We start from the raw sequence: 20,289 nt of genomic DNA, 5'->3' as shown, positions 1-20,289 counted from the left end.
GCGGAGTGGGTCAGGTGGGGATCTCCTGCCACGTCCTGGTGTCGGAGCTGGTCTCGACCGCGGCGAGCACACGCTGCACCTGGAGTCCGTCGGCGAACGTCGGCGTCGGCTCGGCGCCCTCGCCGAGTGCCTGGACGAGGTCGACGACCTGGTGGGTGAAGCCGTGCTCGTAGCCGAGGCCGTGACCCGGCGGCCACCAGCCCGCGACCCATGGGTGCTCGGGCTCGGTGACCACGATCCGGCGGAAGCCGCCTTCGGTGTCCGGCAGGGTCGCGTCGTGGAAGTGCAGGACGTTCATGTCCTCGAAGTCGAAGGCCAGGCTGCCCTTCGACCCGTTGATCTCGATCCGGATCGCGTTCTTGCGACCGGTGGCGAACCGGGTGGCCTCGAAGGAACCGACCGCTCCCCCGGCGAACCGCGCCAGGAAGAGCGCGGCGTCGTCGACGGTGACCGGCCCGCGCTCGGCCCCGGCGGTGGCGGAGAGCCCGGACGAGCTCTCGGCCACCGGGCGCTCCTTGACGAACGTCTCCAGCATCCCGGAGACCTCCAGGATCCGGTCACCGGTGATGTGCTGGGTCAGGTCGATGACGTGGGCGCCGATGTCACCGAGCGCTCCCGAGCCGGCCTTGGTCTTGTCGAGGCGCCAGCTCAGCGGGGCTTCGGGGTCGGCCAGCCAGTCCTGGAGATACTGCGCGCGGACGTGGTGGAGCTCTCCGAGACGACCGTCGGCGACCAGCTTCCGGGCCAGCGCGATCGCGGGAACGCGGCGGTAGGTGAACCCCACCATCGCCCGCACTCCCCGCTCGGCTGCCACCGCCGCGGCCGCGGCCATCCGCTCGGCCTCTGCCACGCTGTTGGCCAGCGGCTTCTCGCACAGCACGTGCTTGCCGGCCTCGAGCGCGGCGATCGCGATCTCCGCGTGGGTGTCACCGGGCGTGCACACGTCGACCAGGTCGACGTCGTCGCGGGCGATCACGTCGCGCCAGTCGGTGACGCTCTCCTCCCAGCCGAACCGGGTGGCGGCCTCGGCCACGCGAGTCGCGTCACGGCCGCAGAGGACCTGCATCCGCGGGGTCAGGGGAAGGTCGAAGAAGCGGTGGGCGCTGCGCCAGGCGTGGGAGTGGACGGCGCCCATGAAGGCATAGCCGATCATCCCCACACCGAGCGTGGCTTTCTGCTCGGTCATCGGAACTCGATCCTGTGTTTCGGTGGTGTCGCTCCGTGCCCGAGCACGGAGCGATCTTGCGGTCAGGCTGGGTCGGGCCGTGTCTGGCTCGGTCAGGACTCGAAGGCCGTGGGGAGGAACTCCTCCACGTTCTCCTTGGTGACGACCGGCGCGTCCAGCTGGATGGTGCGCGGCACGGTCACCTCGACCAGGTCGGACATGGCCTTGTCCTGCGCCAGGAGCCGGGCGAGCTTGATGCCGTCGGCAGCCTGGGTGGAGGGGTAGATGACCGTCGCCTTGAGGACGCCCTTGTCGGCCTCGATCTCGCGCATCGCGTTGGCCGAGCCGGCACCGCCGACCATGGTGAACTCGTCACGGCCCGCGTTGTTGATCGCGGCGAGCACGCCGACGCCCTGGTCGTCGTCGTGGTTCCACAGGAAGTCGATCTTCGGCGCGGCCTGGAGCAGGTTGGAGGCCGCCTTCTCGCCGCCCTCGACGGTGAAGTCCGCGGCGACCCGGTTGTCGACGTCGAGGTCACACTTGGCCAGCGCGTCCTTGAAGCCCTTACTGCGGTCCTGGGTCAGCGGCAGCGAGTCGATGCCGGCGATCTCGGCGACGACGGCGTCGGTCTTGCCGTCGGCCTGCTCACAGACGTACTCACCGGCCGAGACGCCCATGCCGTAGTTGTCGCCGAGGACGGTGACCCGGGCGGCGTTGGGGTCGTTGAACTCACGGTCGACGTTGATGACCGGGATGCCGGCCTCCATCGCCTTGAGAGCCACCGGCGTCAACGCGGCGCCGTCGAAGGGCAGCAGCACGATGGCGTCGACCTTGTCGTTGATGAAGGTCTCGACCTGGCTGATCTGCAGGCCGACCTCGTTGGTGCCCTCCGCCAGGCGGAATTCGACGTCCTCGTAGGCCTCGGCAGCAGTCTTGGCCTGCTCGCTGATCGCACCCATCCAGCCGTGGTCGGCGGCGGGAGCCGAGAAGCCGATGACGACCGTGTCGCCCTTCTCGTCGTTGGAACCGGCTTCGGCGTTGGAGGTGCCACCGACGTTCTCGGACTTCTCGGGGGTGTTGCTGATGCAGGCCGAGAGGGCGAGCACCGAGAGACCGGCGACGAGGATCTTTGCTGTGGACTTCAGTTTCATGAGGTGCTCCTAGAGCGTGGAAGGGTGGAGGAGGGATGAGTCCGAGACCCGAGGACGGCTGGGAGGACGGCGTCGGGCGGTCATGACCCGGGCTGTCGTGAGAACCGCTTCTGCAGCAGCACGGCGGCGATGATGATCAGGCCCTTGGTGAAGGCCTGGGCGGAGATCGAGAGGTTGTTGAGCACGAACACGTTGGTGAGGGTCATGAAGATCAGCACCCCGAAGACGGTGCCGACGATGTTGCCGCGCCCGCCGGCGAGCAGGGTGCCGCCGATGACGACCGCTGCGATGGCGTCCAGCTCGTAGAGCTGGCCGTGGGTGGCGCTGCCGGTCGTGGTGCGGCTGATCAGCATCACCGCGGCGATGCCGCAGCAGAGGCCGACGAGCACGTAGAGGAGCACGGTGTGGCGGCGTACGTTGATGCCGGCCAGGCGCGAGGCCTCCGGGTTGCCGCCGATGGCCAGCGTGCGTCGGCCGAAGGTGGTGCGGTTGAGCAGGACCCAGCCGATCACGGCCACGATGGCGAAGATCCAGATCAGCACCGAGATGCCGAGGATGTCTCGGGAGAACGCGTCGGTGAAGCCCGGCACGCTGATGATCTGGGTCTTGCGCGCCGAGATGATCTCGGCCAGACCGCGGGCGCTCGCCATCATCGCCAGCGTGGCGATGAACGGGACCACCCCGCCGTATGCGATCAACAACCCGTTGATCAGGCCAGCGCCGGCACCGACCAGAAGGGCGGTGGTGACGATGATGATCCAGTGGATGTCGTTCGCCATCGTCTGGGTGGCCACCGTGGTGCACCAGATCGAGGAGAGCGCGACCAGCGCACCCACGGAGAGGTCGATGCCGCCACCGGTGATGACGAAGGTCATCCCGATGCTGACCACGCCGATCACCGCGGCCAGTCGCAAGATGGTCATCACGTTGTCGACCGAGGCGAACCGCTCACCGGCCGTAGCGGTGCCGATGACGGCCAGCAGCGCCAGCGCCAGGACCAGACCCAGGTTGTGGCCCGCGCCGCTTCGCAGCAGCTGGCCGAGACCACCGGGCTCTTCCCGGCGGGCCGCCTCCTTCTCGACCCGAGCCGTGTCCCCCTGGGCCACAGCAGCGTTCGTCGGGTTGTCGCTCATGCGACCTCTCCTTCCATCACGAGGTCCAGGACCTTCGACTCATCGATCTCGGTGGCGGGTCCCTCGTGGACGACGGAGCCCTCGCTGATGACGAGGACCCGGTCGGCGAGACCGAGCACCTCCTCCACCTCGCTGGACACCACGACCACGGCGACACCTTCGTCGGCCAGGCGGCGGACGAGGTTGTAGATCTCGGTGCGTGCCCCGACGTCGACGCCCCGGGTGGGCTCATCGAGGAGCAGCACCTTGCAGTCGCGCAACAGCCACCGGGCGAGCACGACCTTCTGCTGGTTGCCGCCCGACAGGTTGCGGACCGGCCGGTCCACCCCGGCCGGACGTACGTCGAGCGAGCGGCTGAGCTCCTCGGCGGCCCGGCGCTCGGCGCCGCTGTCGAGGAAGCTGGCCTTGGAGAACCGGCTCATGGACGAGACGGTCACGTTGCGGTAGACCGCTTGGTCGAGCAGCAGCGCCTGGCTCTTGCGCTCCTCGGGAGCCAGGCCGATCCCGGCGGCCACCGCGGCTCGCACCGAACCTCGGCGCAGCCGGCGGCCGTTGACGGTGACCGTGCCCGCGCTGGAGCGGCGGGCGCCGTAGACGGTCTCGAGGATCTCCGAGCGGCCGGAGCCGACCAGACCGGCCAGACCGACGATCTCGCCCGCGTGAACACGGAGGTCGACGTCGTGGAAGCGGTCGCCGGAGAGGCCGGTGGCCTCGAGCACCGGCGTGCCGTCCTGACCGGGTCGCGTCGCGGGGCGCTCGGGGAAGACGTACTCGATCTGGCGGCCGGTCATCAGCGTGATCAGCTCCCGGGTCGGCGTCTCCTCGACCGAAAGGCCGGTCGCCACGGTGCGGCCGTCCTTGAGGACCGTGATCCGGTCGCCGATCTGACGGATCTCCTCGAGGCGGTGGGAGATGTAGATGATCGCGACACCCTCCGCGGTGAGACCGCGCATCACCCGGAAGAGGTTGTCCACCTCCTCCTGGTCGAGGACGGCTGACGGCTCATCGAGGATGAGCAGGCGGGTGTCGTGGGACAGCGCGCGGGCCATGCTGACGATCTGCTGCCCGGCGGGCGAGAGGTCGCCGACCAGGCGGTTCGGGTCGACCTCGCTGTGGCCGAGCCGGGCCAGGAGCGTACGCACCCGCTGGGTCGCCTCCGCCCGGCGGCTGAACCCGGCGGTGGCGAGCTCGTGGCCGAGGAAGATGTTCTCGGTGACGGTGAGGCCGGGCACCAGGTCGAGCTCCTGGTAGATCGTCGAGATGCCGCGCTTCATGGCGGCGACCGGCGTGGTCAGCCGGACCGGCTCGCCCTCCCAGAGGATCTCCCCCTCGTCAGGCTGGTACGCCGCCGAGAGCACCTTGATGAGGGTCGACTTGCCGGCGCCGTTCTGGCCGAGCAGGCAGTGCACCTCCCCCGCGCGGACGTCGAGATCGACGCCGCCGAGGGCCAGCACGCCGGGGAACCGCTTCACGATCCCGGTCATCTCGAGCAGTACGCCACCCCCCTCTGCGCTGGCGGCGGGGCCGTCCGGCGACGGCTTCGGGCTCTGGGTCATCGGGTTCCTCCGTGCAGTTCGGGCAGATCGGCGAGGGCGGTGGGGTCGGAGAGCACCGGCTCCAGGGAGACCAGTGCGCCGCCGCGGACGGCGGCGGTGGGGCCGAAGGCCGAGATCGCGACCCGGGTGCCGCCGGCGCGCGGCGCGAGGACGTCGGCGGCGAGCCGTGCCTCGACGGCCGGACGCAGCCACTCGCCGAGCACGGCGAAGTAGCCGCTGAGCACGACGGTGCCGGGGTTGAGCGTGTTGACGAGCACGGCTGCGCCGGTGCCGAGCCAGGTGCCGACCTCGTCCAGCGCCGCCAGGGTGCGGCCGTCGGCGAGCCGGGCCCGCTCGACCAGGGTGGCGAGCCGCTCCTCCAGGGTCAGCACGGGGTCGCGAACCGGGTCGTCGGGGTCGGTGGCCGACTCCAGCAGCGCCCGCAGACCGACCACGGTCTCCCAGCAGCCGGTGCGGCCGCAGCCGCAGAGCCGACCGCGAGGGTCGACCGGGAGATGGCCGATCTCCCCGGCCCAGCCGTGCCGCCCCGGGGCCACTCGGCCGCCGCTGACGATCGCGCCACCCAGGCCGACCTCGCCGTAGAGCACCACCATGTCGGCGCGGTCGGCGTCGGTGGGGTCGAGCTCGGCGGTGGCGGCGAGGGTGGCTTCGTTGGCCACGCGCACCGGCGGCACGGGCCGCACCGACCCGGCCTTGGCGCTGAGCCGGCGGCGTACGTCCTCGGCGGCGTCGATGTCGCGCCAGCCGAGGTTGGGGGCGAGGGTGACCCGCTGCGTGGCGGTGTCGACGAGGCCCGCGACGCCGACGGTGACGCCCGTGACGGCGGCACCGGCGGTCCGTGCCTCGGCGAGGGCGTCGGCGACCAGCCCGGCGAGCTCAGCCAGTACGCCCTCGGGGGCAAGACTCCGGCCGTCGATGCCGCGGCGGAACTCGGCGATCACGGTCCCGGCGAGGTCGACGGCGACGACGGCGAGATGATCGACGTTGATCTCCGCGCCGACCCCGCACACCGAGCTGCCGTTGAGTCGGACCTGGACACCGGGGCGGCCGGCGCCGCGGCGGTCGGCGTCCTCGCAGGAGACCAGCCCGAGCTCGGCGAGCTCGTCGACCAGGCCGTTGGCGACCGTACGGGTCAGTCCGGTCTCCTCGGCCAGGCGGCCCCGCGAGCGCGGCCCGCCTTCGCGCAGCGACCGCAGGAGCAGGCCCATCCGCGCGGTCCGGACGGCGGCCGGGTCGGCGGTGGCGGAGACCCGCACGGTGATGTCTGCGTCGCGCACGGTCGTCTCCTGTCCGGGGTATATAGGCGTCCACCACAGACGCGGCCTGTGATGGCAGTCACAGAATTCGGTGGCTGAGAGACAAACTAGTGACACCGCTCACGTTGTACAACCCTTTCGTGGCGGTTTCTGCAAAGTTTCTGTCGAACTTTGAAACGTGATTGGACAAAGTAGGCGAAAGGGGCACCCGGCCACGATCGGCCGGATGCCCCTTCCCGATGGATCTCGAGGGTCACTCGCTGGGTGCGAGCACCACCTCGTCACTGCCCGTCAGCGCCGGGATGTCACCCTCGCCCGGATCGGTGTACTCCGCCACGAAGACGGCGTTCAGCTCGTCCTCGCCCGGGTCGTGACCGCCGGGGACGGTGGTCACGATCGAACCGCTGCAGCCGTTCGCCGTGGTCTGCGGGTGCCCGTGCTCGTCGTGACCCAGGACGTACGTCACCGAGACCCTGGAGCAGTCGACCGCCTGGTCGTCGGCGACCTCGACCTGGAACTGGACGGTGTCGCCGAAGTGGAACGCCTCACCCGGAGCCGGGCTGGTCGTCAGCGTCACCACCGGGACGGCGTTGCCGACGATCACGTCGACGTCGGCCGAGGCGTGCTTGCCGCGCCCCGGAGCGCGACCCTTGTCCGTGACCGTCAGGGTGGCCTTGTAGACCCCCGGCTCGCCGTAGGTGTGGGTGGCGGTCGCCCCGGTGGCGTCGAACCTGCCGTCGCCGTCGAAGTCCCACTGATAGGTGAGCTGGTCACCGTCGGGGTCGGTCGTCCCGGCGCTGTCGAAGGCCACGCTCAGCGGCGCGTCACCTCCGGTCTTGTCGGCGCTGATCACCGGCTTCGGGGTGTGGTTGCCGGTGCGGGCGATGTAGTCGATCCGGGAGACCTGGGCCTCCTCGTTCTCACTGAAGAACCCGTCGCCGTACTCGAGCATGTAGAGCGAGCCGTTCTTGCCGAACTCCAGGTCCATCACGTTGTCGGTGACGAAGGTGGAGAGCACCGCCTCGATCCCGGTCAGCTCACCGTCATCGTCGATCCGCATGCCCTTGAGGTAGTCCCGGCCCCACTCCGCGAAGATCGGGATGCCGTCGTAGTACTTCGGCCAGGCGCCCGAGCGCGGGTCCTTCGTGGCCGCCTTGTCGTAGTCGTACGCCGGGCCGGCCATCGGAGCGATGCCGCCGGTGCCGAGCTCGGGGAACTCGGCGGACGCGCCGTAGGTGTACCAGACGGTCGGCTGGCTGACCGGCGGGAGCTGGGTCAGGCCGGTGTTGTGCCGCGAGTCGTTGACCGGGGCGTCACAGTCGAACGCCGGCCCCGAGGTCCCGGTCGCGAAGTCGTAGTCGCGGTAGGGCATCTCGGAGGTCGCGCACAGCGGCCAACCGTAGTTGGCCGGCTTGCCGACCACGGTCCACTTGCCCTGGCCGGCCGGGCCGCGGTCGGGGTTCGCCGAGGAGGCGTCGGGCGAGTAGTCGGCCACGAAGATCCGGTCGGACTCCGGATCGATCTCGATCCGGAACGGGTTGCGCAGACCCATCGTGTAGATCTCCGGACGGGTCTTCGGCGTACCAGGCTTGAAGAGGTTGCCCTTCGGGACGGTGTAGCCGCCGGTACGTCCCGGCTTGATCCGGAGCAGCTTGCCGCGCAGGTCGTTGGTGTTGGCCGAGGTGCGCCGCGCGTCGAAGGCCGGGCTGCGACCCTCGCTGTCGTCGAGCGGCGCGTACCCGTCGGACGAGAACGGGTCGGTGTCGTCGCCGGTGGCGAGGATCAGATTGCCCTGGGAGTCGAAGACGATGTCGCCGCCGACGTGACAGCAGCGGCCCCGGTCGACAGGTACGTCGAGGATCTGCTGCTCGGTGGAAAGGTCGATCTCCCCGCGTGAGAACTGGAAGCGAGAGAGGCGGATGGCGCCCTTGAACGGCTCGAAGTCGGCCGGGGTGCCGTTCGCCGGGGCGTCGCCCTCGTTGACGCCGGGAGTGGCCGGGTCGTCGACGGGGGTATCCAGGACGGGTGAGTAGTAGACGTAGACCCACTTGTTGCTGCGGCCGTTGTATCCGGGGTCCAGAGCGATGCTCTGCAGCCCCTCCTCGTCGTGCTGGTAGACGTCGAACTCGGCCGCGACGGTGTTGACGCCGGTGTCGGCGTCGTTGAGCCACACCTTCCCGGCACGGGTGGTGTGGAGGACGTCCCCGTTGGGCAGGACCGCGAGGTCCATCGGCTCACCGGGCCGGTCGTTGAGCGTCACCTTCTCGAAGTCGGTGTCCGGCGGTGGGGCGGCCGTGGGGGCCGCGTCCGCGGACGTGGTGATGGGGAGAACCAGGAGGCCGGAGACCACGGTGGTGGCGACGCTCCAGAGGGTGAATCTGCGCACGGTCCATCTCCTTCTCTCGCTGTCGTGGAGGGGAGCGAGATCGTTCGCGAACGTAGCGATGTGACGCCGGTCACGTCAAGTGACTTGCGTACTTTCGCAAGAAGATTTCGAAAGATGGAACGATAGTGCGCCTCTGAGGCGGTCGGGAGCCGGGTCTACGCCTCTCCGCTGCTGGGCGCGTAGACCGAGGCGCTGATCAGGTGGGCGGCCCCGATGACGCCACCCTCGTCACCCAGCTCGCTGAGCACGATCGGGAGGTTGCCGGTCGCCAACGGCAGCGAGCGGCGGTAGGTCACGCTGCGGATCTCGGCGAGCAGCCCGTGACCCAGCTTGCTGACCCGGCCGCCGATGACGATCAGGCCGGGGTTGAAGAACGAGACCAGGCTGGCGAGCACCTGGCCGATGCGGTGTCCGCTCTCCCGGATGAGCTGGACCGCCTGGGCGTCGCCGCGGGCCACCGCGACGGCGATGTCCTCGGCGCTCAGCTCACCCTTCTCGGCGAGCAGCTCGGCCAGCACCGGAGAGCGTCCGGAACGGGCCGCGGCGAGCGCCTCGCGGGCCAGCGCAGCGCCTCCGGAGAACGCCTCCAGGCAGCCGGTGTTGCCGCACGCGCAGGTGGGTCCGAAGTCCTCGACGCGGATGTGGCCGATGTCGCCGGCGCAGCCGTCGACGCCGCGGTAGAGGTCGCCGTCGACGACGATCCCGCAGCCGATGCCGGTGCCGATCTTGACGTAGAGGAAGTCACGGGCGGTCCGGGCGACGCCCGCGTGCTGTTCCCCGGCCGCAAGGACGTTCACGTCGTTGTCGAGCACGACCGGGCAGCCCAGCTCCCGGGCGACCGCGTCGCGCACCGGGTAGCCGTCCCAGCCGGGCATGATCGGCGGCGACACCGAGACGCCACGGTGGAAGTCGACCGGTCCGGGTACGCCGATCCCCGCGCCCATCGGCTCGGAGACGCCGTGCTCGTCCAGGAGCGCGCGCACCTCGTCGAGCGCGGTCGCGAGCACCTTCTCCGGGCCGCTGCGGATGTCGCACGCCCGGGTGCGGGTGCCGATCACCGACAGCCGACCGTCGGTGAGGCCCACCGACATGCTGGTGGCGCCGATCGAGATGCCGACGAACCGGATGTCCGGCGCGAGGTCGACCAGGGTCGAGCGGCGACCGCCCCGGGAGGCCGCCGGCCCGACCTCGTGGGCCATGCCCAGCTCGGTGAGCCGGCCGACCTCGGCCGCGATCGTGGTGCGGGAGACGCTCAGCCGGTCGGCGAGCTGAACCCGCGACAGCGGGCCCTCGTCGCGGAGCTGGGCGAGCAGTCGTGCCTGCATGGAGGTCTCGGCCCGGCCGGCGAGTGAATGGCGCATAGCCGCGATCTTGCCATGCGGACGGGCGACCTAGCCCAGGAGCGCGTCGACGAAGGCCTCCGGGGTGAACGGGGCCAGGTCGTCGGGGCCCTCACCGAGGCCGACGAGCTTGACCGGGACGCCGAGCTCGCGCTGGACGGCGACCACGATGCCGCCCTTGGCGGAGCCGTCGAGCTTGGTCAGGACGATGCCGCTGACCGCGACGGCCTCGCTGAAGACGCGGGCCTGGATGAGGCCGTTCTGGCCGGTGGTGGCGTCGAGGACGAGCAGGACCTCGGTGACCGGGGTCTGCTTCTCGATGACGCGCTTGACCTTGCCGAGCTCGTCCATCAGGCCGGCCTTGTTCTGCAGCCGGCCGGCGGTGTCGACGATGATGGTGTCGACGCCGGTGTCGAGCCCCTCCTTGACCGAGTCGAAGGCGACGCTGGCCGGGTCGGTGCCCTCCGGGCCGCGGACGACCTCGACGCCGACCCGCTCACCCCAGGTGGTCAGCTGCTCGGCGGCCGCGGCACGGAACGTGTCGGCGGCACCGAGGACGACCTTGCGGTCCTCGGAGACCAGGATCCGGGCGAGCTTTCCGGTGGTGGTGGTCTTGCCGGTGCCGTTGACGCCGACCATCAGCACCACGCCGGGGGCGCCGTCGGTGCCGCTGACCTGGAGCCGGCGGTCCATGCCGGGGTCGACCAGCTTGATCAGCTCGTCGCGCAGCGCCGCCTTGGCGTCGGACTTGCCACCCTCGACGCGCAGCCGGGTGCGCAGCCCGTCGACCAGCTCCTGGGTCGGGGCGACGCCGATGTCGGCGGTGAGCAGCAGATCCTCGATGGCCTCCCAGGTGTCCTCGTCGAGCTGGTCGGACGAGAGCAGGTTGAGCAGCCCGCGGCCCAGCGCGTTGGAGCCGGCCAGGCGCTGGCGCAGCCGCACCAGGCGCGAGGCGGTGCTCTCCGGCTTCTCGATGACCGGCGCGGCGGGTTCCGCCGTCGCCGGCTCGGCCTCCCCGGGGGTGGCCTCCTCGACCGTCGGTTCTTCCGGACGGGTGATGGTGTCGGTCCCCGCCTGGGTCGGCAGCGAACGCTCCTTGCGGCGCCGGGTGCTGGTGACCAGACCGACGATGCCGCCGCCGATGATCGCGACAGCGGCGACCGCGATGATGACGATGAGGGTGACCATGTCCATGGGCCTCATCCAATCAAACTAGCGGTTCTTTTCCGTAGTTCCTGGCTTGCGCTCACCGAACAGCTCGGTGAGACGGTCCTCGCGGCGGGCCTGCAGGCGTGTGGCCGGGCTGAGCGTGGGGGCCGTGTCGACGGCCCGCTCCATCGCCTCGCCGAGCTTGGAGACGTACGGCATCTTCTGTCCGCGGTGGGGGAAGACCGTGTAGACGATCACGAGTCCGGCCAGCGTGACGATGAGCAGCATCGCCACGAAGATGACAAGGATGGTCAGCACTGGCTCGGCCAGCCCCCTTCTGGATACGCACGGACGGCGTCCACCCTTGCACACCTCGCGTCCGGAGCCCACAACGCCGCGCGCGCCCGCGCGCATCCCGGCGTACGGCGCGGGATCTCGACAACCCGCACCAGGCCGGTAGGGTTTCACGGCATGAGGATCATCGGGACAATGATGGTCCGGGACGAGGTCGACATCGTCGCCGCGATGATCGAGCACCACCTGGACCAGGGTGTCGACACGTTGATCGTCACTGACAACGCGTCGGTCGACGGCACCGCCGAGGTGCTCGAGCGCTACGCCGCGACGGGACGGGTCGAGCTCCACCGCGACCCCGTCCACGAGAAGCAGCAGGGCAAGGTCGTCACCTCGATGGCCCGACGTGCCCGCACCCACTTCCGCGCCGACTGGGTCCTCAACCTCGACGCCGACGAGTTCCTGGTGCCCAAGGACAAGGGCCTGACCGTACGTCAGGCGCTCGAGGCCACTCCCCTGTCGCTGAACGCGTTCACCGTCGAGGTGGAGAACCTCGTCGGCCCGCCCGCCTGGACGGGCGGCGGCATCAACCGGCTCCAGTGGCGCGACCGACGCCCCGACGAGCGCCTCGAGGCGGTCGGGCTCCACGCCCACCCGACGCCCAACGCCATCCACCGCGGCGAGTCGGACATCAAGGTCGTCCAGGGCAACCACTTCGTCTCGATGATGAGCAACGGCCAGCCCGCCGACGAGGTCGCTCTCGAGGTGCTCCACCTCCCGTGGCGCTCCTGGGCCCAGCTCGAGCGCAAGGTGATCAACGCCGGCAAGGGCTACGCGGCCAACCCGGACCTGAAGCCGAGCCCCCGCCACCACGGGATGCGCGACTACCAGCGCTACCTGAACGGCACGCTGCAGGACGCCTACCTCGCGCGCACGCCCACCCGAGCCGAGCTCGCCGCCGGCGCCTTCTCCGGGGACTACTCGTTCGACGACTGGCTGACCCACCACCTGCACATCGTGCTCGGCCGCGCGCTCGTCCCCGATCTCATGCGTGACGTTCTCGACCCCGCGAACGACAAGGCCGTCCCCGACGACGAGCACGCGCTCGGTGCCGAGCGCGGCCGGGCCGCACTGGCCGCCGAGCCTTACATCCCACCCCGCAAACGCTGAAACTCTCATCACCAGGAGGACCTGTCTTGCCCACCTTCAGGGGCGCCGTACGCCGCGGCCTCGCCGCCGCAGGTCTGCAGACCGTCCGTGCCGCCGATGCCGAGGCCGCGCGCCTGCACGGCCGGATCGACGAGCTCAAGCAGCGCAACCAGAAGCTGCGTACGAAGGTGGAGGGGTTGCAGGGCGACCGAAACCGCACCACCGCGGTCCCGGCCATCCCCGGCCTGGACCGGCTCGAGCTGCGCCGCGAGCAGGTGCTCGCCGGGGTCAAGCCCGACGCCCTGATCCTGGAGATCGGCCCCGCGCACAACGCGATCCTGCCCAAGCGGGACGGCTATGACGTACGCATCGTCGACTATCTCGACCGCGGGGGTCTGGTTCAGCGCTATGCCGGCTTCTCGCAGTACGACCCCGATGACATCGAGGAGGTCGACTACGTCTTCCGGCCGGGAACGCCCTGGTCGGACGTGATCCCGGAACGCTTCGACCTCGTCGTCGCCTCCCACGTCATCGAGCACACCACCTCGATGATCGACTTCCTCAACGAGTGCGAGAAGCTGCTGCGTCCTGACGGGGTGCTGGCGCTGGTCATCCCCGACCACCGCTACTGCTTCGACCGGTTCCGCGAGCGCGCCTCGCTCTCGCGCGTCATCGACGCCTCGCTCTACCCGTCGTCGGTACACACGATGGGCGCGGTCATCGAGGAGCGTCTCAACGCGGCCAAGCACGGCGGCATCACCGCTTGGGGCCCGCGCCACAAGGGCGACTACAGCTTCGCCAACGGCCTGGAGACCGTGAAGGCCAACGGCGAGGAGGCCCGACGCGGCGAGCGCTACATCGACACCCACAACTGGGTCTGCACCCCGAACCACCTCCGCCTGCTGCTCCAGGACCTCGCCGACCTCGACCTCGTCTCGATGCGGGAGACGTCCTTCCACGACACCGTCAAGCACGAGTTCTTCATCAACCTCTCCCCCACCGGCGAAGGCACCGGCCTCACCCGCGAGGAGCTCGTCGTCCTCGCCGACGACGAGCGCCGCGTCCTGGACCAGGCAGTCTTCGAGAAGTAGTCCTGGTGTGTAGCCGAGTCGGCGCAACTGCACGCCTTGGAGCGAAGCGAAGCGAGCGAGGCGTGCGGATGCGCCGACTCGGCGCGTAATCCTCCACAGTCTCCCGAAAACCGACTCAGCGCGAAGTAGCCGCGACCCACCGGTCAAGAACTGCCTGAGCAGCCCCGGAGTCGATCGCGTCAGCAGCACGCGCGATGCCCCCGGCGAGCCGCTCGTCGACGCTCCCGGAGCCGGCGTCGTGGACCGCGAGGGCAGCGCCGGCGTTGAGCACCACCGCGTCGCGTACGGCCCCCTTCTCCCCGGCGAGCAGACGGCGGACGACCGAGGCGTTGTAGGCCGCGTCGTCGCCGCGCAGGTCTTCGGCGGTGGAACGGCCGATGCCGTGGTCGAGGGGTTCGACGGTCGCCTCGGTCACGACTCCCTGCGAGACCATCCACACGTGCGAGGTCGTGGTGGTGGTGAGCTCGTCGAGGCCGTCGTCGCCGCGGAAGACCCAGGCGTCAGAACCACGCCGGGCGAAGACGCCGGCCATCACGGGGGCGGCGGCAGGATCCGCGCAGCCGATCGCGGAGGACGCGGGACGCGCGGGGTTGGTCAGCGGACCGAGCAGGTTGAAGACGGTGGCGATGCCGATCTCGCGCCGCGCGGCGGCGGCGTGGCGCATCGCGGGGTGGAAGGCCGCGGCGAACAGGAAGGTGATCCCGGCCTCCTCAGCCACCTCACCGACGCGGGAGACGTCGAGGTCTAGCCGGATGCCGAGCGCCTCGAGCACGTCGGCCGATCCCGACTTGGAGGAGGCGGACCGGTTGCCGTGCTTGACGATCTTGGCCCCGGCGCCGGCCGCGACGATCGCCGACATCGTGGAGATGTTGACCGAGAAGGACCGGTCACCACCGGTGCCGACGATGTCGAGCACGCGCCCGGGCACGAAGATCGGGTTGGCCTTGGCCAACATCCCGTCGGCGACCCCGGCGAGCTCGTCGACGGTCTCGCCCTTGGCGCGCAGGGCGACCGCGAAGGCGGCGACCTGCGCGGGCGTCGCTTCTCCCGAGAGGATCTCCTCCATCGCCCACGCCGCCTGATGCGCGGACAGTGACTGTCCCGCGACCAGCGTGGTGAGGACCTCGGGCCAGGAGTTGGGCGCGGACGTCATGCGCCAACGTTAACGGGCCGCAACAGCCCCACGACCGTCCGGGCCAGCTCGAACGGGTCGAGCGGGTGCGGCACGGTGGCTTCCGCACGCGACCAGGTGCCGAGCCACGCGTCCTGAGGACGACCGATGAGCACCACGATCGGCGGAGCGTCCGGCACCTCGTCCTTGATCGCCTTCGCGATCCCCAGCCCGCCGGCCGGGGCGGCCTCGCCGTCGAGCACCGCCAGCGCCAGGCCGCCGGCATCGAGCTGCGCGCGCACGGCCGGCTCGGTGGCCACCTCGACGTACTCCACCTCCGGGAGGGAGGGATGAGGGCGGCGCCCCAGAGCGAGGATCACCTGCTTGCGTACGTCGACGTCGTCGCTGTAGACGAGGATCTTCAGTGAATTCGAGGTGGTGTCGGTCACACCCCGATGCTAGCGCCAACACCATGCCCTGCGGCCACATGTCACACCTGGAACCTGAGCGGTGTCTCAAGGTGTAGCAGCACCCTGAAACACGACACACAGGGTCCCAAGAAGACTCTGGGAAAGGGGCAGGACATAATGGCGGGCGTGGCGACAGTATCGACTCTTCCAACAGCCCGCCTGCACGGGCATCACGACCGTCCGAGCATGGTCAGCGTGGGGACGATCATCTGGCTCGCAAGCGAGCTGATGTTCTTCGCGGCGCTGTTCGCGGCCTACTTCACGATCCGCGCGGTCAGCCCCGAGCAGTGGCAGGCGAACACCGACGGGCTCAACATCCCGTTCGCGGCGGTCAACACGACCATCCTCGTGCTGTCGTCGTTCACCTGCCAGTTCGGCGTCTTCGCCGCCGAGCGCGGCCAGGTCGGACGTAAGGGCTCCCTGCTCGCGGTCCGCCTGTGGGGCCTGCGTGAGTGGTTCATCCTCACCTACCTCATGGGCGCGGTCTTCATCGCCGGTCAGGCGACCGAGTACGCAGCCCTGGTGCAGGAGGGCATCGCCCTCAACAGCGGCATCACCGGTCCCGACGACCCCTACGGCTCGGTCTTCTACCTGACGACGGGCTTCCACGGTCTGCACGTCACCGGCGGCCTGATCGCCTTCCTCTTCGTGCTCGGCCGGACCTACGTCGCCAAGCGCTTCACCCACGAGCAGGCCGTCTCCGCGATCGTCGTGTCCTACTACTGGCACTTCGTCGACGTGGTGTGGATCGGCCTGTTCGCGACCATCTACCTCCTCAAGTGACCAAGGACTGAATGTGCGTCTACTGAACCGCTCCGTCGGTCGACTGTCGCGGCACCGTCGCCGCCCGTTGGCCGGTGCCGCCGTGCTCCTGGTCGCCCTGTTGAGCACCGGCGGCGCGTACGCCGCGCTCGCCCCGGCCTCCCAGGCCGAGCAGGAGAAGGACAACGCTGCTCTCGTCGCCGAGGGCAAAGAGCTCTTCATGATCAACTGCTCCACCTGCCACGGCTCCAACGGCGAGGGCATCACCACCCAGAACGGGAAGCTCTACGGCCCCTCCCTGATCGGTGTCGGTGCCGCCTCCGTCGACTTCCAGGTCGGCACCGGCCGGATGCCGATGGCCCAGCCCGGCGCCCAGGTCGAGGTCAAGGACCCCAGCTTCAACCAGGACGAGATCGACGCCCTGGCCGCGTACGTCGCCAGCCTCGGCCCCGGCCCGGCCGTCCCGGACCGGGAGCAGTACGACCCGGACACCTTCGCCTCTGATGAGGAGAGGGAGGAAGCGGTCGCCCTCGGTGGCCAGATCTTCCTGACCAACTGCACCGCCTGCCACAACTTCACCGGTGCCGGCGGCGCGATGCCGCGCGGCGGCGAGGCGCCGAGCATCCTCGACACCGACCCGAGGCACATCTACCAGGCGATGCTGACCGGTCCGCAGTCGATGGACACCTTCTCCGACGGCAACATCAGCCCGGAGGAGAAGAAGGCCGTCATCGCCTACGTCGAGTCGATGAGGGAGCAGCCCGACTACGGCGGCTTCAACAACGGCGCGCTCGGTCCGGTGACCGAAGGTATCGTCGCTTGGGTGGTCGGGCTCGGCGTCCTGGTGGCCTTCGCCATCTGGATCGCCGCGCACACCACGCGCACCAACCAGACCAAGAAGGGATCTGCCAAGTGAGCAGCGACCTCAGCGAGATCGAGAAGCACGACGACTCGCACCCAGAGCTCAACGCGCACACCGACGCGCTGCTGCCCGACCCGGGCATGCACGAGCATCACTGGCGTCCTACCGACGTCGACCCCAAGGCGGAGAAGCGCGCCGAGCGTCAGGTGAGCCTCTTCTTCGCTCTCTCGGCGATCTGCTCGGTGCTGTTCGTCGTTGCCTACTTCGCCATCGAGCCCGGCTACGACGGTGACGTCTGGGCCGGCTTCGGCGCCTCCAACCTGGCGCTGGGATCGAGCCTCGGCTTCGCCCTGCTCTTCCTCGGCATCGGCGTCATCCAGTGGGCCCGCAAGCTCGTCATCGACATCGAGCACTCCGAGGATCGCCACCCGGCTGCCTCCTCCCCGGCCACCCGCGAGGCCGCCGTCGCCGAACTCAAGGCCGCGCTCCACGAGTCCGGCATGGCCCGCCGTCCCTTCATCCGCAACGCGATGATCGGTTCGGCCGCCCTGCTCGGTCTGCCCGCGGTCGTCATCCTCAGGGACCTGGGTCAGACCAACGCCCAGATCACCGAGGAGCAGCCCTACCCGGGCGCCGGTCTCGAGCACACCGTCTGGGATGCCGGCGTGCGGGTCGTACGCGACGTGGTCGGCACCCCGATCCGCCCGGGCGACCTGGAGGTCGGTGACCTGGTCAACGCCGAGCCGGCGACGATCTTCGACGGCAGCCTGCACGGCGCGCCGCTGCAGATCGCCAAGTCGAAGGCGGCCACCATCCTGCTGCGGATGGACCCCAACGACATCGACAACGACGTGACCCGCAACTGGTCGGTCAACGGCATCGTGGCCTACTCCAAGATCTGCACCCACGTCGGTTGCCCGATCTCGCTGAACGAGCGCACCACGCACCACCTGCTGTGCCCGTGCCACCAGTCGACCTTCGACCTGGCCGACCACGGCAAGGTCATCTTCGGCCCGGCCGGCCGGCACCTCCCGCAGCTGCCCCTGGGCGTCGACGCGGACGGCTTCCTGGTTGCCCTCTCGGACTACCCTGAGCCTGTGGGCGTCAGCTTCTGGGAGCGCAACACCTACGACATCGACACGATCTTCGACGACTGGTCCAAGGACCACGCCGCCGATGCTGAGCAGTACGGCTACAAGGAGGGCGGCCAGTGAGCACCGACACGTCCAAGGTTGCGGCCAGCAACGGCACCGAAGCCGCTGCCCCGGCGGGCAAGCCGACCAAGGCGGGTGCGGCGGCGAACTGGGCCGACGAGCGCCTCGGCATCGGCGGTCTGAGCAAGTTCCTCTCCCGCAAGATCTTCCCCGACCACTGGTCGTTCATGCTGGGTGAGATCGCGCTGTGGAGCTTCGTGGTCCTGCTGGTCACCGGCACCTTCCTGACCCTGTGGTTCAAGCCTTCGATGGCCGAGATCACCTACCAGGGCTCCTACGCGCCGCTGCGCGGCATCGACATGTCCGAGGCGATGGCCTCGACGCTGGACATCTCCTTCGACGTACGCGGCGGTCTGCTGCTGCGCCAGGTCCATCACTGGGCGGCGATGCTCTTCATCGCCTCGATGATGATCCACATGATGCGCGTCTTCTTCACCGGCGCGCACCGCAAGCCGCGTGAGATCAACTGGGTCATCGGCGCGACGCTGCTGCTCCTCGGCACGCTCGAAGGCTTCACCGGCTACTCGCTCCCCGACGACCTGCTCTCCGGCACCGGCATCCGGGCCGCGGACGGGTTCATGATGGCGGTCCCCATCGTGGGGACGTACATGTCGTTCTTCCTGTTCGGCGGCGAGTTCCCAGGCGACGACATCATCCCGCGCCTGTTCACGATCCACGTGCTGTTGATCCCGGCGCTGCTGCTGGCGCTGATCGGTGCCCACCTGATCCTGCTGATCTACCACAAGCACACCCAGTGGCCCGGACCCGGACGCACCGAGAAGAACGTCGTCGGCTACCCGATGGTGCCGAACTACATCTCCAAGATGACCGGCTTCTTCTTCATCACCTTCGGTGTGACCGCCCTGCTCGGCGCCTTCTTCTCGCTCAACCCGGTGTGGAAGTTCGGCCCCTACGACCCGACCAAGGTCACCGCGGGCTCGCAGCCTGACTGGTACATGGGCTGGCCCGACGGCGCGCTGCGCATCATGCCGGGTTGGGAGTCGCACTTCTGGGGCTCGACCTGGTCGTGGAACATCTTCTTCCCGGTCATCGTGCTGCCGATGGCGGCCTGGATGGTCGTGCTGATGCTTCCCTTCATCGAGGCCTGGATCACCGGCGACAAGCGCGAGCACCACCTGCTCCAGCGCCCGCGCAACGCTCCGACCCGCACCGCCACGTTCGTCGCGCTGATGACGTTCTACGCGGGCTTCTGGGCCGCGGGCGGCAACGACATCATCGCGATCAAGTTCGACCTCTCGATCAACCAGATCACCTACTTCCTGCGGGCGTTCGTGTTCCTGGGTCCGATCGTGGCGTTCATCATCACGCGTCGTTGGTGCATCTCGCTGCAGCGTCACGACAACGAGAAGCTGCTGCACGGCTACGAGACCGGCACGGTCATCCGTACGCCGGAGGGCGCCTACCACGAGAAGCACCTGCCGCTTCCCGAGGGCGAGGCCTACGCGATGACCGTCCGCGACCGCGGCCGGGTCGGCGAGGAGCCGGAGCTGAAGAAGAACGGCAAGCTGTCGTTCCGCGCGAAGCTCCGGGCCTTCTACTACGACCACGACGTGGACAAGCCGACCCCCGAGGAGCTCAGCGAGGCGCACCACCACGCCGAGCACGTGGCGCACGAGCTGGCCACCCACGAGGGTCACCAGGTCGACGGTCACGACTTCGACGATCACCGTCACTCGGCGATCGAGGAGCCTCTCAGCCGCTGATCCGGCTGGTACGCCACGTGGCGCCGTTCCCTCCAGGGGACGGCGCCACGTCCGTTTTCCCGACGAAACCCGGTTGCCCGGCGATCGCACGGGAACCTAGGGTCCCGCACATGACCGGTCTCCAGGCTCGCCTCCGCGCCGACCTCCTCACCGCCCGCAAGGCCCGCGACACCGCGGCCACAGCCGTGCTCCGCTCGACGCTCGCTGCGATCAGCAACGCCGAGGCGCTGCCGGTCGTGGAGACTGCCCTCTCCGGGGACGGCCCGATCGCCGGCGCCGCGACCGGCGTCGGCGCGACCGAGGCCGCGAGGCGCGACCTGAGCGACGATGACATCCGCGGGATCATCTCGGCCGAGCAGACCGAGCGGCGGGCCGCCGCGACGGACCTGGAGTCTCACGGCGCAGGCGAGAAAGCGGAGCAGCTCCGCGCCGAGGCGGAGCTGCTCGCGGCGTACCTCTGAAAAGCATGCCGAGTC

The 20,289-nt window shown here is 69.6% G+C and carries 18 protein-coding genes; 7 read left to right on the top strand and 11 right to left on the bottom strand.

Annotated elements, in window-relative coordinates:
• Positions 1-10: 10 nt before the first annotated feature.
• The 9 genes from ACFV9G_RS19420 to ACFV9G_RS19380 all read right to left on the bottom strand — a co-directional run bounded on the left by ACFV9G_RS19420 (position 11) and on the right by ACFV9G_RS19380 (position 11,454).
• Positions 11-1,186 (bottom strand): Gfo/Idh/MocA family protein, encoded by a 1,176-nt coding sequence (locus ACFV9G_RS19420; protein ID WP_378729154.1) that lies wholly within the window; start codon positions 1,184-1,186, stop codon positions 11-13.
• Between the two features lie 92 nt (positions 1,187-1,278).
• A complete protein-coding gene (locus ACFV9G_RS19415; protein ID WP_378729153.1) occupies positions 1,279-2,316 on the bottom strand; it encodes a substrate-binding domain-containing protein in 1,038 nt (345 codons plus the stop codon).
• Between the two features lie 80 nt (positions 2,317-2,396).
• A complete protein-coding gene (locus ACFV9G_RS19410) occupies positions 2,397-3,449 on the bottom strand; it encodes an ABC transporter permease (protein WP_378729152.1) in 1,053 nt (350 codons plus the stop codon).
• Positions 3,446-5,005, bottom strand: a complete 1,560-nt coding sequence (locus ACFV9G_RS19405; protein ID WP_378729151.1) for a sugar ABC transporter ATP-binding protein — start codon at positions 5,003-5,005, stop codon at positions 3,446-3,448. Before ACFV9G_RS19405 ends, ACFV9G_RS19410 begins: the two co-directional genes overlap by 4 nt.
• The gene (locus ACFV9G_RS19400; RefSeq protein WP_378729150.1) at positions 5,002-6,282 is read right to left on the bottom strand and encodes an ROK family protein; all 1,281 of its coding nucleotides are present in this window, start codon (positions 6,280-6,282) and stop codon (positions 5,002-5,004) included. The genes ACFV9G_RS19405 and ACFV9G_RS19400 overlap by 4 nt, the downstream gene beginning before the upstream one ends.
• A gap of 232 nt (positions 6,283-6,514) precedes the next feature.
• On the bottom strand, positions 6,515-8,647 hold the full coding sequence (locus ACFV9G_RS19395; protein ID WP_378729149.1) for a PQQ-dependent sugar dehydrogenase: 2,133 nt from the start codon (positions 8,645-8,647) through the stop codon (positions 6,515-6,517).
• 155 nt (positions 8,648-8,802) lie between these two features.
• Positions 8,803-10,008 carry an ROK family transcriptional regulator gene (locus tag ACFV9G_RS19390; RefSeq protein ID WP_378729148.1) on the bottom strand — a complete coding sequence of 402 codons (1,206 nt, stop codon included), beginning with the start codon at positions 10,006-10,008 and terminating at the stop codon, positions 8,803-8,805.
• 30 nt (positions 10,009-10,038) lie between these two features.
• Positions 10,039-11,181 (bottom strand): signal recognition particle-docking protein FtsY, encoded by a 1,143-nt coding sequence (gene ftsY / locus ACFV9G_RS19385; protein WP_378729166.1) that lies wholly within the window; start codon positions 11,179-11,181, stop codon positions 10,039-10,041.
• An 18-nt stretch (positions 11,182-11,199) separates the two neighbouring features.
• Positions 11,200-11,454 carry a hypothetical protein gene (locus tag ACFV9G_RS19380; RefSeq protein WP_378729147.1) on the bottom strand — a complete coding sequence of 85 codons (255 nt, stop codon included), beginning with the start codon at positions 11,452-11,454 and terminating at the stop codon, positions 11,200-11,202.
• A 153-nt stretch (positions 11,455-11,607) separates the two neighbouring features.
• On the opposite strand from ACFV9G_RS19380, the gene ACFV9G_RS19375 reads away from it, so the two are divergent.
• Positions 11,608-12,600: a glycosyltransferase family 2 protein gene (locus tag ACFV9G_RS19375; RefSeq protein ID WP_378729146.1), complete on the top strand. Its 993-nt coding sequence runs from the start codon at positions 11,608-11,610 to the stop codon at positions 12,598-12,600.
• Between the two features lie 26 nt (positions 12,601-12,626).
• A complete protein-coding gene (locus tag ACFV9G_RS19370; RefSeq protein WP_378729145.1) occupies positions 12,627-13,670 on the top strand; it encodes a methyltransferase domain-containing protein in 1,044 nt (347 codons plus the stop codon).
• 115 nt (positions 13,671-13,785) lie between these two features.
• On the opposite strand, the gene trpD is transcribed toward ACFV9G_RS19370, so the two are convergent.
• Together trpD and ACFV9G_RS19360 are read right to left on the bottom strand one after the other, a co-directional pair.
• Positions 13,786-14,823, bottom strand: a complete 1,038-nt coding sequence (gene trpD / locus ACFV9G_RS19365) for an anthranilate phosphoribosyltransferase (RefSeq protein ID WP_378729144.1) — start codon at positions 14,821-14,823, stop codon at positions 13,786-13,788.
• The gene (locus ACFV9G_RS19360) at positions 14,820-15,230 is read right to left on the bottom strand and encodes a hypothetical protein (protein ID WP_378729143.1); all 411 of its coding nucleotides are present in this window, start codon (positions 15,228-15,230) and stop codon (positions 14,820-14,822) included. The genes trpD and ACFV9G_RS19360 overlap by 4 nt, the downstream gene beginning before the upstream one ends.
• A gap of 138 nt (positions 15,231-15,368) precedes the next feature.
• Between ACFV9G_RS19360 and ACFV9G_RS19355 the strand changes: the two genes are divergently transcribed.
• From ACFV9G_RS19355 to ACFV9G_RS19335, 5 genes are all read left to right on the top strand, one after another.
• Positions 15,369-16,034 carry a heme-copper oxidase subunit III gene (locus ACFV9G_RS19355; RefSeq protein WP_378729142.1) on the top strand — a complete coding sequence of 222 codons (666 nt, stop codon included), beginning with the start codon at positions 15,369-15,371 and terminating at the stop codon, positions 16,032-16,034.
• A 13-nt stretch (positions 16,035-16,047) separates the two neighbouring features.
• Positions 16,048-16,929: a c-type cytochrome gene (locus tag ACFV9G_RS19350; protein WP_378729141.1), complete on the top strand. Its 882-nt coding sequence runs from the start codon at positions 16,048-16,050 to the stop codon at positions 16,927-16,929.
• On the top strand, positions 16,926-18,089 hold the full coding sequence (locus tag ACFV9G_RS19345) for a Rieske 2Fe-2S domain-containing protein (protein WP_378729140.1): 1,164 nt from the start codon (positions 16,926-16,928) through the stop codon (positions 18,087-18,089). The genes ACFV9G_RS19350 and ACFV9G_RS19345 overlap by 4 nt, the downstream gene beginning before the upstream one ends.
• Positions 18,086-19,813 (top strand): cytochrome bc complex cytochrome b subunit, encoded by a 1,728-nt coding sequence (locus ACFV9G_RS19340; RefSeq protein WP_378729139.1) that lies wholly within the window; start codon positions 18,086-18,088, stop codon positions 19,811-19,813. Before ACFV9G_RS19345 ends, ACFV9G_RS19340 begins: the two co-directional genes overlap by 4 nt.
• Positions 19,814-19,923: 110 nt before the next feature.
• The gene (locus ACFV9G_RS19335; RefSeq protein ID WP_378729138.1) at positions 19,924-20,274 is read left to right on the top strand and encodes a hypothetical protein; all 351 of its coding nucleotides are present in this window, start codon (positions 19,924-19,926) and stop codon (positions 20,272-20,274) included.
• Positions 20,275-20,289: the final 15 nt, after the last annotated feature.

This window comes from Nocardioides sp. NPDC059952 (assembly GCF_042730435.1).
Lineage (GTDB): Bacteria > Actinomycetota > Actinomycetes > Propionibacteriales > Nocardioidaceae > Nocardioides.
The sequence above is the reverse complement of the archived record's forward strand: the minus strand, read 5'-3'. Positions and strand labels throughout refer to the sequence as shown.